This is a genomic window from Streptococcus sp. CF8_St5-17, from assembly GCF_024295665.1.
Classification (GTDB): domain Bacteria; phylum Bacillota; class Bacilli; order Lactobacillales; family Streptococcaceae; genus Streptococcus.
This window is the reverse complement of sequence record NZ_JANCOU010000002.1, coordinates 140,081-158,684: the sequence shown is the minus strand read 5'-3', so window position 1 is coordinate 158,684 and position 18,604 is coordinate 140,081. Positions and strand designations below refer to the sequence as shown.

Here is an 18,604-nt window from a genome sequence, read left to right as displayed (position 1 = left end):
TTTATTTTTTACGGTTCAAAATAGCGTTCAAGATAATAGCTACTGTACTTGCAATAACGATACCATTTGAGAAAAACATTTGTAATTCAGTCGGTAAAGTATTGAAGAGATTGCTTCCATTTAATCCCACCCCTGCAGAAATAGAAACTGCTGCAATGAGGAAGTTGTGTTCATTGTGCTCAAAGTCTACACGAGCCAAGATTTGCATCCCTTGGAGAGACACAAAACCGAACATAACAAGCATAGCTCCACCAAGGACAGGGCTTGGGATAATCTGTGCCAAGGCTCCAAACTTAGGCAAGAGACCAAGCAAGATAAGGAAACCAGCTGCGTAGTAGATTGGTAAACGTGTACGAATACCAGAAAGTTTCACCAAACCTACGTTTTGTGAAAATCCTGTATAAGGGAAGGTATTGAAAAGTCCACCAAGTAAAACAGCAAGACCTTCAGCACGATAACCATTACGGAGACGAGTGCTATCAATTGGATCTTTAGTAATATCAGAAAGGGCAAGATAAACCCCAGTTGATTCTACCATGGATACAGTAGCGATGATACACATCATGACAATAGATGAAATCTCAAATTGTGGAGCGCCAAAGTAGAATGGAGTTGGGATATGAACCAGTGGAGCTTCTGCTACTGGAGAAAAATCAACCAAGCCCATAGTCGCTGCAATAATCGTACCGGTAATCAAACCAATCAAAATCGAAATAGATTTGATAAATCCTTTTGTAAAGATATTGACCAAAAGAATGATGAGAACAGTAATCATTGCCAAGGCTAGACTTTGTCCAGTTGGTTTTTCAACGTTATTTCCCATATTTCCGATAGCAACTGGAATCAAGGTCAATCCGATAGTTGTGATAACAGAACCAGTTACGATTGCAGGGAAAAGATTGGCAACCTTAGAGAAGATACCTGAAATCAGGATAACATAAATCCCTGAAGCAATCAAGGCACCAAACATGGCACCACTACCATGACTTTGTCCAATCATAATAAGTGGAGCAACAGACTGGAAGGCTACCCCAAGAACAATAGGCAAACCAACACCGAAGTGTTTATTGAGTTGCAATTGTAGGAGAGTTGCAACCCCACACATAAAGATATCTGTAGAGATAAGGTATGTCAACTGTTGAGCTGAATACCCCAAAGCACTTGCAATCATGATGGGTACTAGGATTGAACCTGAGTACATAGCAAGTAAGTGTTGCAAACCAAGAACGGCTGCCTGTGAGTGTTTTTCCTGTTGTTTCATTAGATGTCTGCCTCCTTGAAGATAACTCTTCCATTTTCAAAACGCTCTAAACGAGCAAGTGATACTACCTGATGACCTGATTTTTCTAACAGCTCACGACCATCTTGGAAGGATTTTTCAATCACAATTCCGACGGCCTCAACTGTAGCACCAGCTTGCTCGATAATCTGAATCAAACCTTTAGCTGCTTGACCATTAGCCAAGAAATCATCAATAATTAATACTTTATCTCCTGGAGATAAGAACTTCCCTGCAATAGATACAGTGCTAGTAACTTGTTTCGTGAAAGAAAATACTTCTGCAGTTAAAATTCCTTCATTCATGGTAATATTTTTTGCCTTCTTAGCAAAAATCATAGGTACATCTAATTGTTCTGCAACATATAGAGCTGGAGCAATTCCAGATGCTTCAATGGTTACAACTTTTGTAATGCCAGCATTTTTAAAATGCTCTGCAAAAGTACGACCAATCTCACGCAGCAAGGAATAGTCAACTTGGTGGGTCAAGAAGGAATCCACCTTAAGAATATTCTCACCTAGAATATTCCCATCTTTTAAAATACGTTCCTCTAGTAATTTCACATTAACCTCCGAAATAAAAAGGGACTTACAAAGTAAGCCCCTTAGAAAGATTGAAACAGATATCTCTGCTTCTTTTATCTCTCTTGACTTACTCATTGTTAGGTATTTACGGTACCTTGTAGAAACGCCACGCCAATTCGCGGCATAAATAAGTAATGATATTTTTTAGTGAGCATCTCCATTCCAGATAGAGTTCTTCACAATTACATAATCTACATGTCTAAGATCAGCTACTTTACGACCTCCAGCATAAGAAATTGAACTTTGCAAATCTTGTTCCATCTCAGTTAGGGTATCTTGTAAATGTCCTTTGGCAGGAAGAAGAATTTTCTTACCTTCGACATTCTTATAGGCACCTTTTTGGTATTCTGAAGCAGAACCATAGTATTCTTTAAATTGTTTACCATCGACTTCGACAGTTTTACCAGGGCTTTCGATATGGCCTGCAAATAAAGAACCAATCATAACCATACTTGCACCGAAGCGGATTGACTTTGCAATATCTCCGTGTGTACGGATACCACCATCGGCAATAATCGGTTTACGCGCAGCTTTAGCACACCAGCGAAGAGCTGCTAGCTGCCAACCACCTGTACCAAAGCCTGTTTTAACCTTAGTAATACATACTTTACCTGGACCGATTCCGACCTTAGTAGCGTCTGCTCCAGCATTTTCAAGTTCACGAACTGCCTCGGGAGTACCAACGTTACCAGCGATGACAAACGTATCTGGCAATTCTTTTTTGATGTGCTGAATCATTGAAATCACACTGTCGGCATGTCCATGAGCGATATCAATAGTGATATACTCTGGCGCATCTTCCTTTAATTGACTAACAAAATCATATTCGTATTCTTTAACACCAACAGAGATAGAAGCAATCAAACCTTTTTCATGCATGCGTTTCACAAAAGGAATGCGCCCAGCTTCATCGAAGCGATGCATAATATAGAAATAACCACCTTTTGCAAGTTGTTCTGCAACATCTTCATCCAAGATAGTTTGCATATTTGAAGGAACAACTGGTAACTTAAAGGTGTGCTTCCCAAGTGTCACTTGTGTGTCAGCTTCTGCACGACTTTTAAGGACACATTTGTTAGGGATTAGCTGAATATCTTCATAGTCAAAGATCGGAAATTCGTTTAACATTTCGATGTCTCGTTTCTTTTATAATGACCTACCTATGCTTTCGCATCGCTACGTCTTTTCCGACGTTTCCTCTAACGATTATAAACTAAGGTAAAGTTTTTGTCAAACATTTTGAAACATTAAAATTATTATGTTCGGATTTTACTTGTGATTTCATAAAAAATAGAGAGATTATGAGCTCTCTATTTTTGTTTTATATTATCTTGAAAAATTTTTTCTGATATCCCCAGCATTTCATAAAATTCGCTGTAGGATGAAGCCTTCTGAGGAATTTGGATAGAACACTTTTTAAGCAAGACCTCATAACCTACAACCGTTCCTATTTCACTACTTACTGTCTGATCTATGCTAGGGAAAATCAAGCCAGCTTTCTCTGCTTGTAAGATATAAGCATAAGAAATCAATTGAAATAGATCATCACGATTGATTCCTTTTTCAGTCAATTCTAGTTTTTTATATTTAGCATCTAGTACAGTCTTTAATTCCCTATTATAAAAATCTGGATATACCTTTCGTTTCCCACCAGAAAATACAGAGATACCATCTTTCTTTTCTTTATTGCGTGGATGTATGAAATCTTTTGGCAACAAGGTATGAACATATTCTTCCCAAAGCCAAGCAACGTCAAAGAGAATGCCATGAATTTTTTGCTCTTGATATCCTAAACCGTGCTTTTCTCTGTTTAATATCATCAGACACAGCTCTTGCAACTTTCTGTATTCTCGAAAGTAGGCATGACGAAGGGGGTTAGTTTGATTTCGTCGAATAATCTTAGCACGATCAGCTAGTTTATAAGATGGGGTTACACGAATTATTTCTGTAATATTTTCGCGATTACTATCAATAATACTTCTCCCTAGAGATTTCTGATTTTTAATGTACTCAATCGTATGACGAATCAGCTGCATTATTGGATTATCAAAAGTAAACTCTCTGGTTGTATAAGCAATATTACCTGTGAAAGGAAGATTTTTCTTGAGATGGTTTCTTACATCAATCACTCCCTTAATATGGCTATCATTATGAGAAAACCTCTGGTATTCCTTATAAAGTCCCTTTCGCATAGCACCTTCCAGATACTTTGGAAAGAGGTAAATTAAAAGTTGATAGAGTCTATCCTCATACGATAACCCTACATCTAAGCTAGTGAGATTGATATTTAGAACTTTCTGCAATAGATAATGCAAAAAATAGTCATCACTTTTACTCGAAAAGCGAGATGAAATCGTTAATCTCTCCTGACCACAACCCAGAAAACCAATCACATTTCCTGTCTTAATTTTCTGATTGACTGTTTCCAAAATCTTTAGGTCCTTATCCAAATTAAGTGAATTTTTCAGGTCATTTGGAAATATAAAGATACTATCTTCTTGAGAGAGATTATCTAGGGTTCTATCTAAAAAAACTTGACTAATTTTAGGATACTTTGCGATAAACTCTTCTTTGCTTATGCTCTGTTGATTATCAGTTAACTGCATCGTCATCACCAATATCTTGCTGAATTGTCAAATCAAACGCTTTTTTCAAAGTAATCAGTGTCGTATCCTCTTCATAAGAACCACGCAGGTAATCTTCCAAAAGTGGTTTAAGATAATCGGACCAGAGTAACTCATAGTCAAAGTCTACTTCTTCTAGTTTAAGGAAATAACTTGGTCCGATATGGTAATGACTATTTAATTCCTGAACTTTCTCAATTTCGGCATTCAAGTTTCTTAGACGCGCCTTCGCTTCTTCAGCTTTATCGCCAAGAACATCATCCAGCATTCCTAGTTGGCTTTCAGCTGTAACTTCAATAAAACGGAAACGTCGACGCATAGCAAAATCAAAGGTATCCACTGATCGGTCAATATCATTCATAGTTCCGATAATATAGACATTTTTAGGGATATAAAACTTGTCATCAGTTTCGTGTAAATTTGCATATTGAGTAGAAACACTTCCCTTTTCACCACGATAGCCAGGGTCAATAGAGAAAAAGAGCTCTCCAAAAATCTTAGAAATCTCACCTCGGTTAATTTCATCAATGATGAAGACGAATTTCTTATTAGTATCAATTTCTGTTGGGGAAATATAGTCTTTCAAACCAAATCTCTTTCTCAATCTTTCTAGGACAGTTTTCCCACCACTTTTGTAGTATTCTTGCTTATTATAATTTTTATCTTTATACAACTCATAAACATATTTACGAGGTATTGACCATCCTGGAACACCACTATCATAATTTACTGACAAATTTTGTCTACTATTAACAGATAAGTAAGATGTTCTTGTTATATATTCTTTTTCTTCAGCAACATTTATATATTCTAAGTAAGAATCCCAAGCTTGGTCAAAATTATCTTGCCCCCCGATCTTCTGAGCTTCTTTAGCTAATTGACAAAACTTCTTAAAAATACCATCTTGTAGTTTAAAATCAATAGTTCCATCCTCATTTGAATCCGGTCTTAACCCCTCAACAAAATCCGTATAGTCATAAGATGGGTGGAATTGCACAAAGCCTATTTGATCTTCATTGCCACCTGTTAATTCTAAGGCAATTTCTTTAGCAAGATATGTTTTTCCCGTACCTGGTGCACCACGGAGAATGAGGTTTTTGGACGAGAGTAAAGTTCTACTCAATGGATTTTGTAGATTAATTTGTGTACACATTCGTTCCTCCCGTTTATTATCATTACTGTCCATAAAACCTTTTGAATACTCATGTAGTATTCTTCCTAACATTGAAGATGTTAGTTCAGGAAAAGTTTTAGAAACCAGTTGACAAATTTCATGATTCTGAAGGTAGGGTCCTCCTTGATTTTTCTGAGAAACAAAGCTGTTCCAAAATTCTCTATTACTATTAGTATTCACACCGAAGAAAGAACTTTCCTCAGAATAGATACAAAGTAATTTTGTTACCATCGCAGAACGACCAATAAATTCATTTGTTGATTTTTTTATATCAAAGATAGGTTTATCAAATTTGAAATGAATACCTTCTTTAATAATTTCATACAAATCTGATTTTAATTTAGTAAATCGATGATCCAACTCTGAAAGCGGAATTACTTTATTAGCTTGATCTTTATAACTCTTTGTTTTTTCATTCCAATAAATACCAAATTTTGAAGATCCACCTCCACCAATTCCCAAAAATAGTGTTTTGTATTTTCCATGCTCTAGTTCATAGCAAAAAGAGTTGTTTTGTCCCCCTTTCCCAATGACATAATCATCAATAGACATAGTTAAAATCTTGTCAAGTGGCCACTCCTTAAGAAACTCTTCTTTAAATTTTTCAGTATAAGCGTCTTCAATCATTGCGTTACCTAATAAATATTCTCTAATTGAAAGGTACCATTCGCAGAAGTCTTCGAAACCAGCTTTTCTATTCTTCATCAATCTTACTCCTTTTTTCTATCGATGTTTGAATATTGCTATTTGCTATTTACATATATAATATCATATCCTATGGAAAATGAAAAGAATATCTAAAGAAAAAGCCCAGTATTAGGAGCGTCAACTCCTCTTAATACTAGACTCTTTTTATCTTAATAATACTCACCTTGACGATAATCCCATGAGTTAAAGGTATCTGATAAGTGCATCATGATTTTATCAATATCCAGTCCTTTACGGATCACAACTGGAGCTGGTGAGATTGAACGTGCTCCACCTTGTTCTGGTATGAGTTTGCCATCCTTATCAACCATAGACACCATCACACCTTGTTCGTATCGTGTTTCAACTGTTTTGTCTGGTTGGATAGATGCAACATAGTCGTCTGCTTCGATGACAAGATCCACTACTCCTTCGATACGTTCACCGATTCCTTCAACCTTACCTCGGTTTCCTTTTCCAGAAGGGTTTGCAGATGAAGCATATACCATTTTGCCTTCTTCCCAAAGTTTAGCTGCCAATTGTTCACCAGCTTTCCCAAATTTGATAACAAAACAGCTAGTACCACGCACATCAGTCATAAGTTCTTCACGTTCATCACCGTATGCTTTGAGTTTCTCAAAGGCTTCTGGTTTCCATGGAAGGATACAACCGAGGAGAATGTCTTCGTCCCAATGTTTTTGGTAGAAGGCTGCAATTTCTGGGTTGAGTTGTGCTAAAGCACGAAGCTCGTCCATGCTACCACAAAGTACAACACCTGGTTTGTTACGGTTACACTCTTTAGCTTCAAATTTGCGTTCAAGACCTGCCTTATCGCTAGTCATGATAATGTAACCAACTTTAGTAGGACAAACGATACATCCGCCCTGACCCTTTAAAATGTCATATCCTTCTTGTGAAAGTGTTCCGTTCCATTGAATGTGTTTTGTCATAATTCTATATTTCCTTTTCTATTTTTTCTAATCCTGCCAGTAGGCTGGTCGTTGTTTTTCATAAGCAGCAATCAAGTCTTCATACTGCAAAGTAATACCGATATCATCCAAACCATTTAAGAGCTTGTGTTTCCATTCGCTATCAATTTCAAAGGGGAATTCTCCAACTGGCGAGATGATTGTTTGCTGTTCCAAGTCCACAGTTACCTGGTCGGTCGGTTTGAGTTGGGCTAGCTTTTCTCTAACCTCCCTAGGCTGAACAATAGGTAACATGCCATTATTGAGCTCATTATTGTAATGTATATCTCCAAAAGAGCCTGCAATTACGACCTTAAAGCCGTAGTCTGCTAGTGCCCAAGCTGCGTGTTCCCTCGAAGAACCAGCCCCGAAATTATCTCCTGTGATGAGAATACTGGCTTTGCGATATTCAGGTTGGTTAAAGACAAAGTCTGGATTCTCAGTATACTGATCATCAACATAACGCCAAGCATACATGAGATATTTTCCAAAACCTTTCTTATCAATCAACTTCAGAAACTGTTTGGGTAGGATTTGGTCGGTATCGATATTATCATTCATAAGAGGAACCGTTGTTCCTGTATAAACTGTAAATTTTTCCATATCCCTCTCCTTACTGGGCCTCTGGCATTTGCCGAACGTCTACAAAACGTCCTGCGATAGCTGCTGCAGCTGCCATTGCTGGACTACAAAGATGAGTCTTCGCTCCAAATCCCTGTCTATCTTCAAAGTTACGATTGCTAGTTGAGGCGCAGTGGACACCATCAGGTACCTTGTCAGGATTCATCCCTAGACACATAGAGCAACCTGGATCTCTCCACTCAAAGCCAGCATCTTGGAAAATCTTATCCAAGCCCAACTTTTCAGCAGCTCGCTTGACTGGTCGAGAACCCGGTGCCACGATTGCTGTCAGGTTGGGAGCAATTTTCTTCCCTTCGACAAATCGAGCTGCTAGTTGCAAATCACTTAGTCTTGCATTGGTACAAGAACCTATAAAAACATAGCCAAGTTCGATATCTGCTGGTTTCTGACCTGGCTGTAAATCCATGTAATGATAGGCCCGTTCATCATTCATATCCTTTATTTCTGGGAAACTAGAATCAAAGTCAACTCCCATGGCAGGATTGGTTCCCCAAGTCACCATAGGTGCTAATTCAGAAACATCCATACGAATCACCTTGTCATAAACAGCATCGTCGTCGCTAACAAGCCTTTTCCAATCAGCAACTGCTGCGTCAAAATCCTTTGGGACACACTCGCGCCCCTTAAGATAGTCATAGGTGGTCTGGTCTGGATTCATAATTCCCATCTTAGAGCCAAATTCAATGGACATATTGCAGATGGTCATTCGCTCTTCCATACTAAGTGCATCAACGGCCTGACCTCGATACTCCACCACGTAGCCTACACCACAGGCAACGCCGTACTTAGCAATCAAGGCTAAAATGAAATCTTTGGCATAAACTCCTTTTTGAGGAATTCCAGTGAATTCCACCAACATTTTCTTGGGTTTAACCTGCCAAATGGTTTGAGTAGCAAATACGTGCTCGACCTCACTGGTTCCAATCCCAAAGGCGATGGCTCCAAAGGCTCCATGGGTCGCCGTATGGCTATCTCCACAAACGATAAATTTTCCTGGTTGTGTTCGTCCTGTTTCTGGACCAACCATGTGAACGATACCTTGTTTTTCAGAACCGTGGGCCGCATGTTCAATCCCGAATTCCCCAACATTTTCTGCCAACTTATCAATCTGTGCTTTAGAGATTACATCTCGAATATCGTAGATATTTACTGTCGGTACATTGTGGTCAAAAGTGCCAAATGTTAAATCTGGTCGTCTCAATCTTCTCCCTTCATCTCGTAATCCTTGAAAAGCTTGAGGACTGGTCACCTCGTGAATATAGTGCTGATCTACATACATGAGTTGTGGTTGTCCCTCTTCTCCTGTAATCACATGGAGGTCCCATAATTTATCAAAAATCGATTTTCCTGCCATTCATTACCTCCATATCAAATACAAAGTTGCTAGTGTAGTCACTATTCCTAGGAACCAAACCGTTTTAAAATACCATTTTCTGGTCTTGTGGTGAAAAGTAATTCCTGCCAACCAAGCACCAAAACCACCACATAAGAATGCAAATGATAATAAATATTTTTCAGGGATGCGCCAAGCACCTCTTTTGGCTTTGGATTTGTCAATGCCATAGATGACAAAAATCAAAAGATTCCAAATTAAGAGAGCAAAAGTAATTCCTTCGTTTAGTTTCATAGTCTTTCAATGATGGCTTCTGTCATTTCTCTAGTCGAAGCCTGTCCTCCTATATCTCTCGTTAAAATACCTGCAGCTAGACTTGCCTCAACAGCACGCTCGATACGCTCCGCATCCTCATAACGTCCAAAACTATCACGCAACATCATAGCGACTGATAAAATCATGGAAATAGGATTGGCAATGCCTTGACCTGCTATATCAGGTGCTGAACCATGAATCGGTTCATAAAGACTTGGTCCATTTTCAGAGTGACTAGCCGATGGCATAACTCCAAGTGTACCAGATAGAACGCTTGATTCATCAGATAAGATATCTCCAAAAAGATTCTCTGTCACGATAACATCAAACTTGGCTGGATTTGTAATCATGATCATGGCAGCTGAGTCAACAAGCTGATGCTCCAAGGTTACATCCGGAAAATCTTTTGCGACTTCTTCAGCCACTTTCCTCCATAGTTTTGAAGTTGCTAACACATTTTGTTTATCGATACTGGTAAGGATTTTTCTCCGACTTCTTGCAATCTCAAATGCCTTGCGTATAATCCGCTCTACTTCCTCATAGCTATAATCGTTGATATCACGCGCTTTGCGCTCTTCGAGCATATGTTCTCCAAAGTAAATTCCACCTGTCAACTCACGCACTACTACAAAGTCAGCACCAGCAATTCGTTCTGGCTTCAGGGGTGATAAGTGCTTGAGACTCTCAAATATCTTTACTGGACGAATATTAGCATAGAGATTTAATTCCTTTCGGAGAGCCAGAAGCCCTTGTTCAGGTCGAACTGCGGCATTATTATACTGAGGACTACCGATAGCTGCTAGGAGAATAGCGTCCGCTTCTCTACATGCCTTGAGTGTTCCGTCTGGTAAGGGATGACCTGTGGCACCAATACCTGCACCTCCAAATGGTCGTCTGTCTATCTCAAAGCCAAATCCTGTTTTTTCGGCTATCGATGCTAGAACTTCTAAACCAGCTTCCATGATTTCTGGTCCAATTCCGTCGCCTGCTAGGGCAACTATTTTCTTTGTCATGGTATTCTCCTTTAAAGACTAGGCATGTCGCGGTAGGAAACATTTGGACCGATCTCGCCAGTATTCTCTTTTTGAACAAAAGTATTGGCATTGATATAGGCAATAGCTGAAGCCTTCAACACATCGAAATCAAGTCCGGCTGCGTTAAAGATAGTTTCAGTATCTCTGTTTTCAACAGTAACTAAGACACGTGCCTGGGCATCAATCCCGTCTGTTACCGCATCAATGGTGTAGGATACCAAGCGAACAGATTGATTAAAGAATTTGTCGATAGCGTTAAAGATGGCCTCAACCGAACCTTGTCCAGTCGCATTAAAGTCGACTTTCTCACCATCCAAATTAGCCAAACTAACAGTCGCTTCAATGTCATTTCCCGCATGAGTTTGAAGATGTAAATCATCAAAGTGAAAGCCTTCTGGGTTTTCAACCATGGTTCCAGCTATCAGAGCACGAATATCCGCGTCTGTGATTTCTTGTTTCTTATCAGCCAAAGCTTTAAACTTAGCAAAGAGTGACTTGATATCTTCGTCTGTAAAGTCTAGAGCTAAATCTCTCAGTTTTTCTACAAAGGCATGGCGACCAGACAATTTCCCAAGCGGAAGACTGTTACTCTTAACACCCACCAGTTCAGGTGTGATAATTTCATAGGTAAGAGGGTTTTTAAGAACACCATCTTGGTGAATACCTGATTCGTGAGAGAAGGCATTTCCACCGACAACTGCCTTATTTTTTGGAACTGGAATTCCTGAGAAGCGAGAGACCATTTCGGACGTATTAATCGTTTCGTTTAGAACAATACTTGTCTCTGCTTGATAATAATCTTGGCGAATTTTGAGGGCCACCGCTATTTCTTCTAAAGCAGCATTCCCAGCTCGTTCTCCAATACCGTTAATGGTTCCTTCAACACGTCCTGCACCATTCTTAACAGCTGCAAGGCTATTTGCTACTGCCATCCCAAGGTCATCGTGACAGTGAGGGGAATAGATTATCTGACGGTCAGTTTTTACATTGTCAATCAGATATTTAAAGATACTTCCATATTCCTCAGGTGTAGTAAAACCAACCGTGTCAGGAATATTGATATAGGTCGCACCTGCGTCAACTGCTGTCTGAACGACTTGTAGGAGAAAATCGAGCTCAGTTCTTGTCGCATCCTCTGGAGAGAATTCTACTATTTCAAACTTGCTCCTTGCATAGGAAACATGCTCTTTAATAGCTTCCAATATTTCCTCTTTACTCTTATTCAACTTAAATTCACGATGAATAGGACTAGTTGCAATAAAGACATGGATTTGTGGATACTTAGCATTCTTCAGTGCATCATAACAAGCGTCAATATCAGATTTAACAGAACGAGCTAAGCCTGTCACTGCTGTTGTTTTCATGGCTTTGGCAATCTCTTGAACAGCTGTAAATGAATCTGGACTAGCTGCTGGAAAACCAGCTTCGATGGCTGAAATACCCCATTTTTCAAGCTGTCTAGCTATAGCAACCTTTTCTTTAATTGAAAAATTGACACCCGGCGTCTGCTCACCATCTCGGAGACTGGTATCTAAAAACTCAACTACACGCATGAGAATTCTCCCTTCACATTTTCGATATAGAAAAAACATCTCACTCGGAGTTCCAAGCGAGATGTTGATTTACTCCCGCTTGGTAAGCCAAACAGGACTAATGCTTTTGCACTAGTCCGAGTACCTCAACAACAAAGCAAATTGATTAAACTTAGCTGTTTTCATGTTTGGCTTTCTCCTTTGTTTGATGTCTTGTTTAGTATTCTAGCATAGGAAAAATCACTTGTCAAGAAAAAATCCAATATTTTCTGAAAATTTCTTCAATAAAGAATATTTTGCCGATTGAAAGTATTTGAAAACTCAAATATGTTCCTTCATTTCTTAGAGGTTAAAAACCAGCTTCTTTCAAATAGTTCAAGAACCTGTTCATCCGATAAAGTGTCATCTAGTGGAAGACTTATCCAATAGCGTTTATTCATATGAAAGGCAGGGTAAATGACTTTTTCTAGTAATAAGTCAGCTACTTGGTCATGCTTAAGATTAACGACTTCTACGTGTCCTTCTCGTGCCTTATCTAGCCTATCCCAAGGAATTCTCATTAAAATAGCATACCATTTCTGATTATCTTCATGGCGCAAAACCGCCGTATCAGGTGATTTCTCCCATAGATATTCCAGCTGATTGCCATACTTTTCTTGAACAAGCGCCATGATTCTCTTGGTCTGCGGACAGAGAAATTCCTGTACCTCAAAACAAGCCTTTCGAATGCCATAAAGAACTTCTAAACAAGCCTCTCGAACGCTTCCGACAAAAGTACCTCTCATACTTTCCATATGAACTTGAGGATATAGGTCACCAGTTTCTTGGTCATAAACTTGAAAATTTAAATCTCCATCCTTAACTGTAAGCATCATGAGAAAATCTCCCTGCAAGATAGTCGAATTATAGGTCCATACACCTTGATTTTCTACAAATCCATACTCTTTAGCCTTTTTACTATTAAACTGATAGGCTTTAAAAATTTCAAACATAAGCGAAAACTGCTACCAAAAGCTAGCAGTTCCTTTCTATTTTTTAAAAGACAACCTTAGTTCCATGTAATTGTGTCACGCCTAATTGATCGATAAAGGTTTGACGGTTGTCCATGTCAATCCCTCCTCCAGGTAAAATTTCAATTTTTCCTGCAGCGTGTTCTAGAATTCTGCGGTAGTGAGCAAAACGTTTCTCTAACGAATCGCCAGATACACCTGCTCGAGTCAGGATGCGTGTCACTCCAGCTTGACTAAGCCAATCAATAGCTTCTAGTTGATCTTGGTCACTTAAGTCATCAAAAGCCATATGGAAGACAATCTCCATACCTTTAGATGCAGCAATCAACTTTTCAAGGTTGGCCTTATCCAATTTCTTATCTGCTGTTAAAGCACCGAAGACGACCCCTTGGCTACCTGCCTGAGCAGTTAGACGAATATCCTCGAGCATAATAGAAATCTCGAGGTCATTGTAAACAAAGTTACCACCACGTGGACGAATCATAGTCATAATAGTCGTATCGTAGTTTGATGCAAGTTCAACAGCTGCCTTGGTTACTCCGTAGCTTGGTGTCGTTCCACCAACAGCAAGATTATCACAGAGCTCAATACGGCGAGCTCCAGCCTGCATAGCCTTTTCAAGCAAGGTCACATTTTCAGCACAAAATTCGTAAATCATTTGATACTCCTTGACGATTTATTTGATATTATTATATCATATTGTTTTAAGTAAACCCTACTTTTTAACAAGGAAAATCATTACTTTTTTAGCTATTCTTTATCTGGAATCACCTTAAAGAGATAATAGGTTATAAATATTGTTAAACATCCTAAAGCAATTTTTACTGGTAAAAGCGGTGCGAAATAAATGGAAATTCCCATCAAGATATAAATTGAAACAATGATCTTCTTTTTACGTTCACGCGCAATAGACTTGGTTTCTCTAAAATCCGCAACATAAGTTTGATAAAGCTTGGTATGATAGAGCCAATCTTCAAAACGTTTAGAAGATTTTGAAAAACAAGCTATTGACAACAAGAGAAAGGGTGTTGTCGGTAATAGTGGCAAGGCAACTCCAACGATAGCCAAAGCTAATGAAATGAATCCAATGCTAAGATAAATAATGCGCATATCTACTCCTAAGAAAGAATAATCTTCTTCTAGTTAAGCATAAAAAGATAAAATCTGTCAAGTTTAAATTAAAAAGAGCTGAAATTATCATTTCAGCCCTAATTATTTTTATTTAATCTTTTCTTCTTCGTAGTCACCATTGCTACATACAATTTGTTTCCCACCACCACGGATTTTTTTCTCCATGAGGAAGTGACCACATTTAGGACAATCACGTCCAACAGGTTTATCCCAAGAGGTAAACTCACATTCTGGATAACGATTACATCCATAGAAAATACGATTACGTTTGGTTTTGCGTTCGATGATTTGCCCTTGATGACAATTTGGACATGTAACACCAACTTCTTTAACAATGGCTTGTGTATGTCGGCAATCAGGGAAATTGCTACATGCGTAAAACTTACCGAAGCGTCCAATCTTAATCACCATAGGACTGCCACAAACTTCACAGTCAAATCCAGCTGGCTCATCCTTGATTTGAATTTTTTCCATCTCTGCTTCAGCTTTTGCAACCTCTTTAGAGAATGGTTTGTAAAATTCATCAATAACCCGTTGCCACTCTTCTTTTCCGACCTCAACATCGTCCAGTTTACCTTCCATTTCAGCGGTAAATTTCACATTAACAATGTCTGGGAAGTATTCGACAATCAGCTTGTTAACGACTTGTCCTAAATCAGTTGGTTCAAAGCGTTTAGATGCAAGTCTTACATAGTAACGTTTTTGGATTGTTTCAATGGTTGGAGCATAGGTAGATGGACGTCCAACTCCATTCTCTTCCAAGGTTTTAATCAGTGTTGCTTCTGAATATCGTGCAGGCGGTTGTGTGAAATGTTGTTCAGGTTTGCTATTGATCTGTTTGACTACATCTCCTACTTCCATATCTGGCAGCATCTTATTCTTATCAGAATCGTTGTAAATGGCTAAATAACCATCAAACTTAACCTGACTACCATTCGCTGCAAATTGAACACCATTTTGCGAAAGCTTAACAGCCATAGTATCAAAGATAGCACCCGTCATTTGACTCGCTACAAAGCGGTTCCAGATAAGGGTATAAAGTTTAAGCTGGTCTTTATCCAAATACTTAGCAATTTTTTCAGGAGTATTAAAGACACTTGAAGGACGAATAGCTTCGTGGGCGTCTTGAGCGCCAGAGGCATTTTTTACCTTGCTACCATGTTTAGAATACTTACTACCAAAACGTTCATTGATGTAGCTAGCAGCTTCATTCTGAGCAACTGGACTGATACGAGTAGAATCCGTACGCATATAGGTAATCAGACCTTGGACACCTGTACCAATATTGATTCCTTCATAGAGTTGCTGAGCAACCATCATAGTCTTGCGAGTACGGAAATTTATCTTGTTAGCAGCATCCATCTGCATAGAAGACGTTGTATATGGAAGAGGAGCATTGCGCTTTCTTTCCTTTTTATCTACTTGATCAACAGTAAAGTCTTTACTGCTAAGGTGAGATAAAACTTCTTTGACTTCTTCATTGGTAGTCAACTTCATCTTCTTGCCATTCATTCCATAAAAAGAAGCTTGGAATTGCTTGGTACCTTTTTTAAAGACACCATCAATCGTCCAATATTCTTCAGGTTGGAAGGCATTGATTTCATTTTCACGATCAATGATTAATTTAAGCGCAACAGACTGAACACGTCCTGCCGATAAGCCTTTTTTAACTTTTTTCCAAAGAATTGGTGAAATTGAATACCCTACTAAACGGTCCAAAACACGACGGGCCTGTTGGGCATCGACCAAATCCATATTGATTTTACGAGGTTCTTTAAAGGCATTTTTTACCGCATCCTTGGTAATCTCGTTGAAAACAACACGGTTAGTATCATTCTCGTCAAGATTTAAAATATGCGCTAAATGCCAAGAAATAGCTTCTCCTTCACGGTCCGGGTCACTTGCAAGAAAGACTTTATTGGCTTTCTTTGCTTCTTTTTTCAAATCATTGATAAGAGGACCTTTACCTCGAATATTGATATATTGCGGCTCGTAATTATTTTCAACGTCAACTGACATACTTGACTTTTTCAAATCACGGATATGTCCGACACTGGCTAAAACCTTATAATTACGTCCTAGATATTTTTCAATCGTTTTAGCCTTTGCAGGCGACTCTACGATTACAAGATTTTTTTTACTTGTTGATTTTTTCTTTTTGGTTGCCGTTACCACAGTATCACACCTTCTCAAAGTAATTAAACTTTATAAAGTGTAAACCATTTTTAAAAACCTGTCAAGACTTAACACCCATATAATAGAAGAAAAGTTTGCTAAATGAAATGATTCTATTTCTAAAACTCAAACTCAGCGAGAATATCCTGCCCACATGTTGCTAGTTTTGCTCCTTCTTGGATCAAATGATGACAGCCGTCTGAGCGTCCATCTAAAATGGAACCTGGAATCGCAAAGACATCTCTACCTTCCTCCATCGCACGCTCACAAGTGATTAAGCTACCAGATCTCATTTTAGCTTCTGCAACGATAACTCCTCGACACAATCCTGCAATAATGCGATTTCTGGCAGGAAAGTGAAATTTCAAGGGTTCTTCCCCTGGTCCGTACTCACTTAGTATTAAATGATTGTCTCCAATATATTCTTGAAGACGTTTATTGGAGCGGGGATAATGGACGTCTAAACCAGTTCCGATCACTGCAATCGTTTTGCCACCAGTTTGAAGAACTGACATATGGGCTGCTGTGTCAATTCCTCTAGCAAGTCCGCTCACCACAACTAATTCATTCTCCAGTTCTTCGATGACTTTCCGGACTGATTTAGTTCCGGTTTGACTACAAGAGCGACTACCTACAACTGCTATCTTTGGTAATTTTAAGAGATTTAAATCTCCTTTATAAAAAAGCAATACAGGTGCATCGTAAATTTCACTGAGTGCAATTGGATAAACATCATCCAAAATCGAAAATGATGGGAACTTTTCAAAATCTTTCTTTAAACGTTCCATACTTTCAAAAGTCAGCTTATGATACCGCTCCATAAAAACTACTGGGTTACGACACTCCGAGGCTTCAGCGATTGTCTCTAAACTCAATTCCTGATCATAAATTTCTCCGTATTGAAGTACTTTCAGAACCTGCTGATTACTTAATCCTGCTTGCTTTAGCTTATAAATTTCAAAATTATCAATCTTAATTTTCATGATCGACTCCTTTTTCTCTCTCTATTTAACTATTCGTAGAAAAAGAAAAAAACTCCCAACAATTTTACTTGTTAGGAAGTTTCTATTTATCTTAGTTATATTAGTAATCAGGTCGAAGAACTCCAGTGACAGTCGCTTTAGTTGCTTCGTAGTCTCCGTCAATAACAACCTTGATAATGCGTTTAGCATCCTCTTCAGGCGCAGGAACCAATGGGAGGCGAGTTGGACCAGCTTCAAATCCCATATAGTTGAGTACTGCCTTAACAGGTGCAGGACTTGGGTATGAGAAGAGAGCATTAACCTTGGGAATAAATTTACGTTGAATAGATGCCGCTTTCTTCATATCACTCTCTTCAATCGCAGTGAACATTTCATGCATTTCATCACCATTCGTATGAGAAGCAACAGAAATTACACCGTCAGCACCAAGATTCATAGCATGGAAAGCATCCCCATCTTCACCAGTGTATACCAAAAAGTCTTCAGGCTTATGCTCAATCAAGTAGGCCATATTGGCAAGACTAGTACATTCTTTGACACCGATAATATTTGGATGGTCAGCCAAACGAAGTAAAGTATCTGGAGTCATTTCGACAACTACACGACCTGGGATGTTATAGATAATAATTGGCAAATCTGATGCGTCTGCAATGGCTTTAAAGTGTTGGTACATACCTTCTTGAGATGGTTTATTATAGTAAGGTACAATCGCTAGACCGGCTGCAAAACCACCAAACTCCGCTACTTCTTTAACGAACTCGATCGAGTCGCGAGTATCGTTAGTACCAACACCCGCAATTAAAGGAACACGGCCTTTAACAACCTTTTGTACAGCCGCGAACAACTGCAACTCTTCATCGTGGGTTAGGGTTGGACTCTCAGCAGTCGTACCTGCTAAGAGAATTCCATCTGTATGATGTGCCAATAAGTGTTCAATCAACTTTGGAATAGCGTCGAAATTTATTGAACCATCTTCATGAAAAGGAGTAATAAAAGCAGTGATAATTTTACAATCTTTTAAATCTTGATAAGACATAGGAAAACCTTTCTCTATATAAGAAAGAGGCTGGGGCATACTTGCCTTTGCCTCCCGTTCTGTTCGTAAAATAAGTAGATTCGCTAGCTAGCGAGGA

Annotated in this window: 17 protein-coding genes and 1 riboswitch; all 17 genes read right to left on the bottom strand. The window is 38.8% G+C overall.

Annotation, left to right across the window (positions count from 1 at the left end):
- Nucleotide 1: 1 nt before the first annotated feature.
- Nucleotides 2–1,261, bottom strand: a complete 1,260-nt coding sequence (locus NMM19_RS03125) for a nucleobase:cation symporter-2 family protein (protein WP_254729927.1) — start codon at nt 1,259–1,261, stop codon at nt 2–4.
- Nucleotides 1,261–1,842 (bottom strand): xanthine phosphoribosyltransferase, encoded by a 582-nt coding sequence (locus tag NMM19_RS03120; protein WP_178894947.1) that lies wholly within the window; start codon nt 1,840–1,842, stop codon nt 1,261–1,263. The genes NMM19_RS03125 and NMM19_RS03120 overlap by 1 nt, the downstream gene beginning before the upstream one ends.
- Nucleotides 1,843–1,917: 75 nt before the next feature.
- A riboswitch (purine riboswitch) is annotated at nt 1,918–2,014 on the bottom strand.
- The gene (gene guaC / locus NMM19_RS03115; RefSeq protein ID WP_178894946.1) at nt 2,008–2,991 is read right to left on the bottom strand and encodes a GMP reductase; all 984 of its coding nucleotides are present in this window, start codon (nt 2,989–2,991) and stop codon (nt 2,008–2,010) included. Its footprint overlaps the riboswitch before it by 7 nt.
- A gap of 182 nt (nt 2,992–3,173) precedes the next feature.
- A complete protein-coding gene (locus NMM19_RS03110; protein WP_254729925.1) occupies nt 3,174–4,469 on the bottom strand; it encodes an McrC family protein in 1,296 nt (431 codons plus the stop codon).
- Entirely contained in the window at nt 4,456–6,366 is a 1,911-nt protein-coding gene (locus NMM19_RS03105; RefSeq protein ID WP_254729923.1) for an McrB family protein, read from the bottom strand. Before NMM19_RS03105 ends, NMM19_RS03110 begins: the two co-directional genes overlap by 14 nt.
- Before the next feature lie 152 nt (nt 6,367–6,518).
- The gene (locus NMM19_RS03100) at nt 6,519–7,298 is read right to left on the bottom strand and encodes an L-threonylcarbamoyladenylate synthase (protein WP_254729922.1); all 780 of its coding nucleotides are present in this window, start codon (nt 7,296–7,298) and stop codon (nt 6,519–6,521) included.
- 27 nt (nt 7,299–7,325) lie between these two features.
- A complete protein-coding gene (leuD, locus tag NMM19_RS03095) occupies nt 7,326–7,919 on the bottom strand; it encodes a 3-isopropylmalate dehydratase small subunit (RefSeq protein ID WP_254729920.1) in 594 nt (197 codons plus the stop codon).
- Between the two features lie 10 nt (nt 7,920–7,929).
- On the bottom strand, nt 7,930–9,312 hold the full coding sequence (leuC, locus tag NMM19_RS03090) for a 3-isopropylmalate dehydratase large subunit (RefSeq protein WP_254729918.1): 1,383 nt from the start codon (nt 9,310–9,312) through the stop codon (nt 7,930–7,932).
- 3 nt (nt 9,313–9,315) lie between these two features.
- Nucleotides 9,316–9,585: a DUF1294 domain-containing protein gene (locus NMM19_RS03085; protein ID WP_254729917.1), complete on the bottom strand. Its 270-nt coding sequence runs from the start codon at nt 9,583–9,585 to the stop codon at nt 9,316–9,318.
- Nucleotides 9,582–10,619, bottom strand: a complete 1,038-nt coding sequence (gene leuB, locus NMM19_RS03080; protein WP_254729916.1) for a 3-isopropylmalate dehydrogenase — start codon at nt 10,617–10,619, stop codon at nt 9,582–9,584. Before leuB ends, NMM19_RS03085 begins: the two co-directional genes overlap by 4 nt.
- Before the next feature lie 11 nt (nt 10,620–10,630).
- A complete protein-coding gene (locus tag NMM19_RS03075) occupies nt 10,631–12,193 on the bottom strand; it encodes a 2-isopropylmalate synthase (protein WP_254729915.1) in 1,563 nt (520 codons plus the stop codon).
- 314 nt (nt 12,194–12,507) lie between these two features.
- Entirely contained in the window at nt 12,508–13,164 is a 657-nt protein-coding gene (locus NMM19_RS03070; RefSeq protein WP_254729914.1) for an MmcQ/YjbR family DNA-binding protein, read from the bottom strand.
- A 43-nt stretch (nt 13,165–13,207) separates the two neighbouring features.
- On the bottom strand, nt 13,208–13,840 hold the full coding sequence (locus NMM19_RS03065) for a copper homeostasis protein CutC (protein ID WP_214261831.1): 633 nt from the start codon (nt 13,838–13,840) through the stop codon (nt 13,208–13,210).
- A gap of 92 nt (nt 13,841–13,932) precedes the next feature.
- Entirely contained in the window at nt 13,933–14,292 is a 360-nt protein-coding gene (locus NMM19_RS03060; protein ID WP_045614983.1) for a YbaN family protein, read from the bottom strand.
- A 108-nt stretch (nt 14,293–14,400) separates the two neighbouring features.
- Nucleotides 14,401–16,488, bottom strand: coding sequence for a type I DNA topoisomerase (topA, locus tag NMM19_RS03055; RefSeq protein ID WP_254729912.1), 2,088 nt, complete (start codon nt 16,486–16,488; stop codon nt 14,401–14,403).
- 119 nt (nt 16,489–16,607) lie between these two features.
- The gene (dprA, locus tag NMM19_RS03050; RefSeq protein WP_368407196.1) at nt 16,608–17,465 is read right to left on the bottom strand and encodes a DNA-processing protein DprA; all 858 of its coding nucleotides are present in this window, start codon (nt 17,463–17,465) and stop codon (nt 16,608–16,610) included.
- A gap of 106 nt (nt 17,466–17,571) precedes the next feature.
- Nucleotides 17,572–18,507: a 4-hydroxy-tetrahydrodipicolinate synthase gene (gene dapA / locus NMM19_RS03045; RefSeq protein ID WP_254729910.1), complete on the bottom strand. Its 936-nt coding sequence runs from the start codon at nt 18,505–18,507 to the stop codon at nt 17,572–17,574.
- Nucleotides 18,508–18,604 lie beyond the last annotated feature (97 nt).

What these genes read in the sequence shown, in the direction of transcription:
- NMM19_RS03070 (WP_254729914.1), bottom strand. Translation starts at nt 13,164, where the DNA reads ATGTTTGAAATTTTTAAAGCCTATCAGTTTAATAGTAAAAAGGCTAAA.
- NMM19_RS03110 (WP_254729925.1), bottom strand. Translation starts at nt 4,469, where the DNA reads ATGCAGTTAACTGATAATCAACAGAGCATAAGCAAAGAAGAGTTTATC.
- leuD (WP_254729920.1), bottom strand. Translation starts at nt 7,919, where the DNA reads ATGGAAAAATTTACAGTTTATACAGGAACAACGGTTCCTCTTATGAAT.
- NMM19_RS03085 (WP_254729917.1), bottom strand. Translation starts at nt 9,585, where the DNA reads ATGAAACTAAACGAAGGAATTACTTTTGCTCTCTTAATTTGGAATCTT.
- leuC (WP_254729918.1), bottom strand. Translation starts at nt 9,312, where the DNA reads ATGGCAGGAAAATCGATTTTTGATAAATTATGGGACCTCCATGTGATT.
- NMM19_RS03125 (WP_254729927.1), bottom strand. Translation starts at nt 1,261, where the DNA reads ATGAAACAACAGGAAAAACACTCACAGGCAGCCGTTCTTGGTTTGCAA.
- NMM19_RS03100 (WP_254729922.1), bottom strand. Translation starts at nt 7,298, where the DNA reads ATGACAAAACACATTCAATGGAACGGAACACTTTCACAAGAAGGATAT.
- NMM19_RS03065 (WP_214261831.1), bottom strand. Translation starts at nt 13,840, where the DNA reads ATGATTTACGAATTTTGTGCTGAAAATGTGACCTTGCTTGAAAAGGCT.
- NMM19_RS03075 (WP_254729915.1), bottom strand. Translation starts at nt 12,193, where the DNA reads ATGCGTGTAGTTGAGTTTTTAGATACCAGTCTCCGAGATGGTGAGCAG.
- NMM19_RS03060 (WP_045614983.1), bottom strand. Translation starts at nt 14,292, where the DNA reads ATGCGCATTATTTATCTTAGCATTGGATTCATTTCATTAGCTTTGGCT.
- guaC (WP_178894946.1), bottom strand. Translation starts at nt 2,991, where the DNA reads ATGTTAAACGAATTTCCGATCTTTGACTATGAAGATATTCAGCTAATC.
- leuB (WP_254729916.1), bottom strand. Translation starts at nt 10,619, where the DNA reads ATGACAAAGAAAATAGTTGCCCTAGCAGGCGACGGAATTGGACCAGAA.
- dapA (WP_254729910.1), bottom strand. Translation starts at nt 18,507, where the DNA reads ATGTCTTATCAAGATTTAAAAGATTGTAAAATTATCACTGCTTTTATT.
- NMM19_RS03105 (WP_254729923.1), bottom strand. Translation starts at nt 6,366, where the DNA reads ATGAAGAATAGAAAAGCTGGTTTCGAAGACTTCTGCGAATGGTACCTT.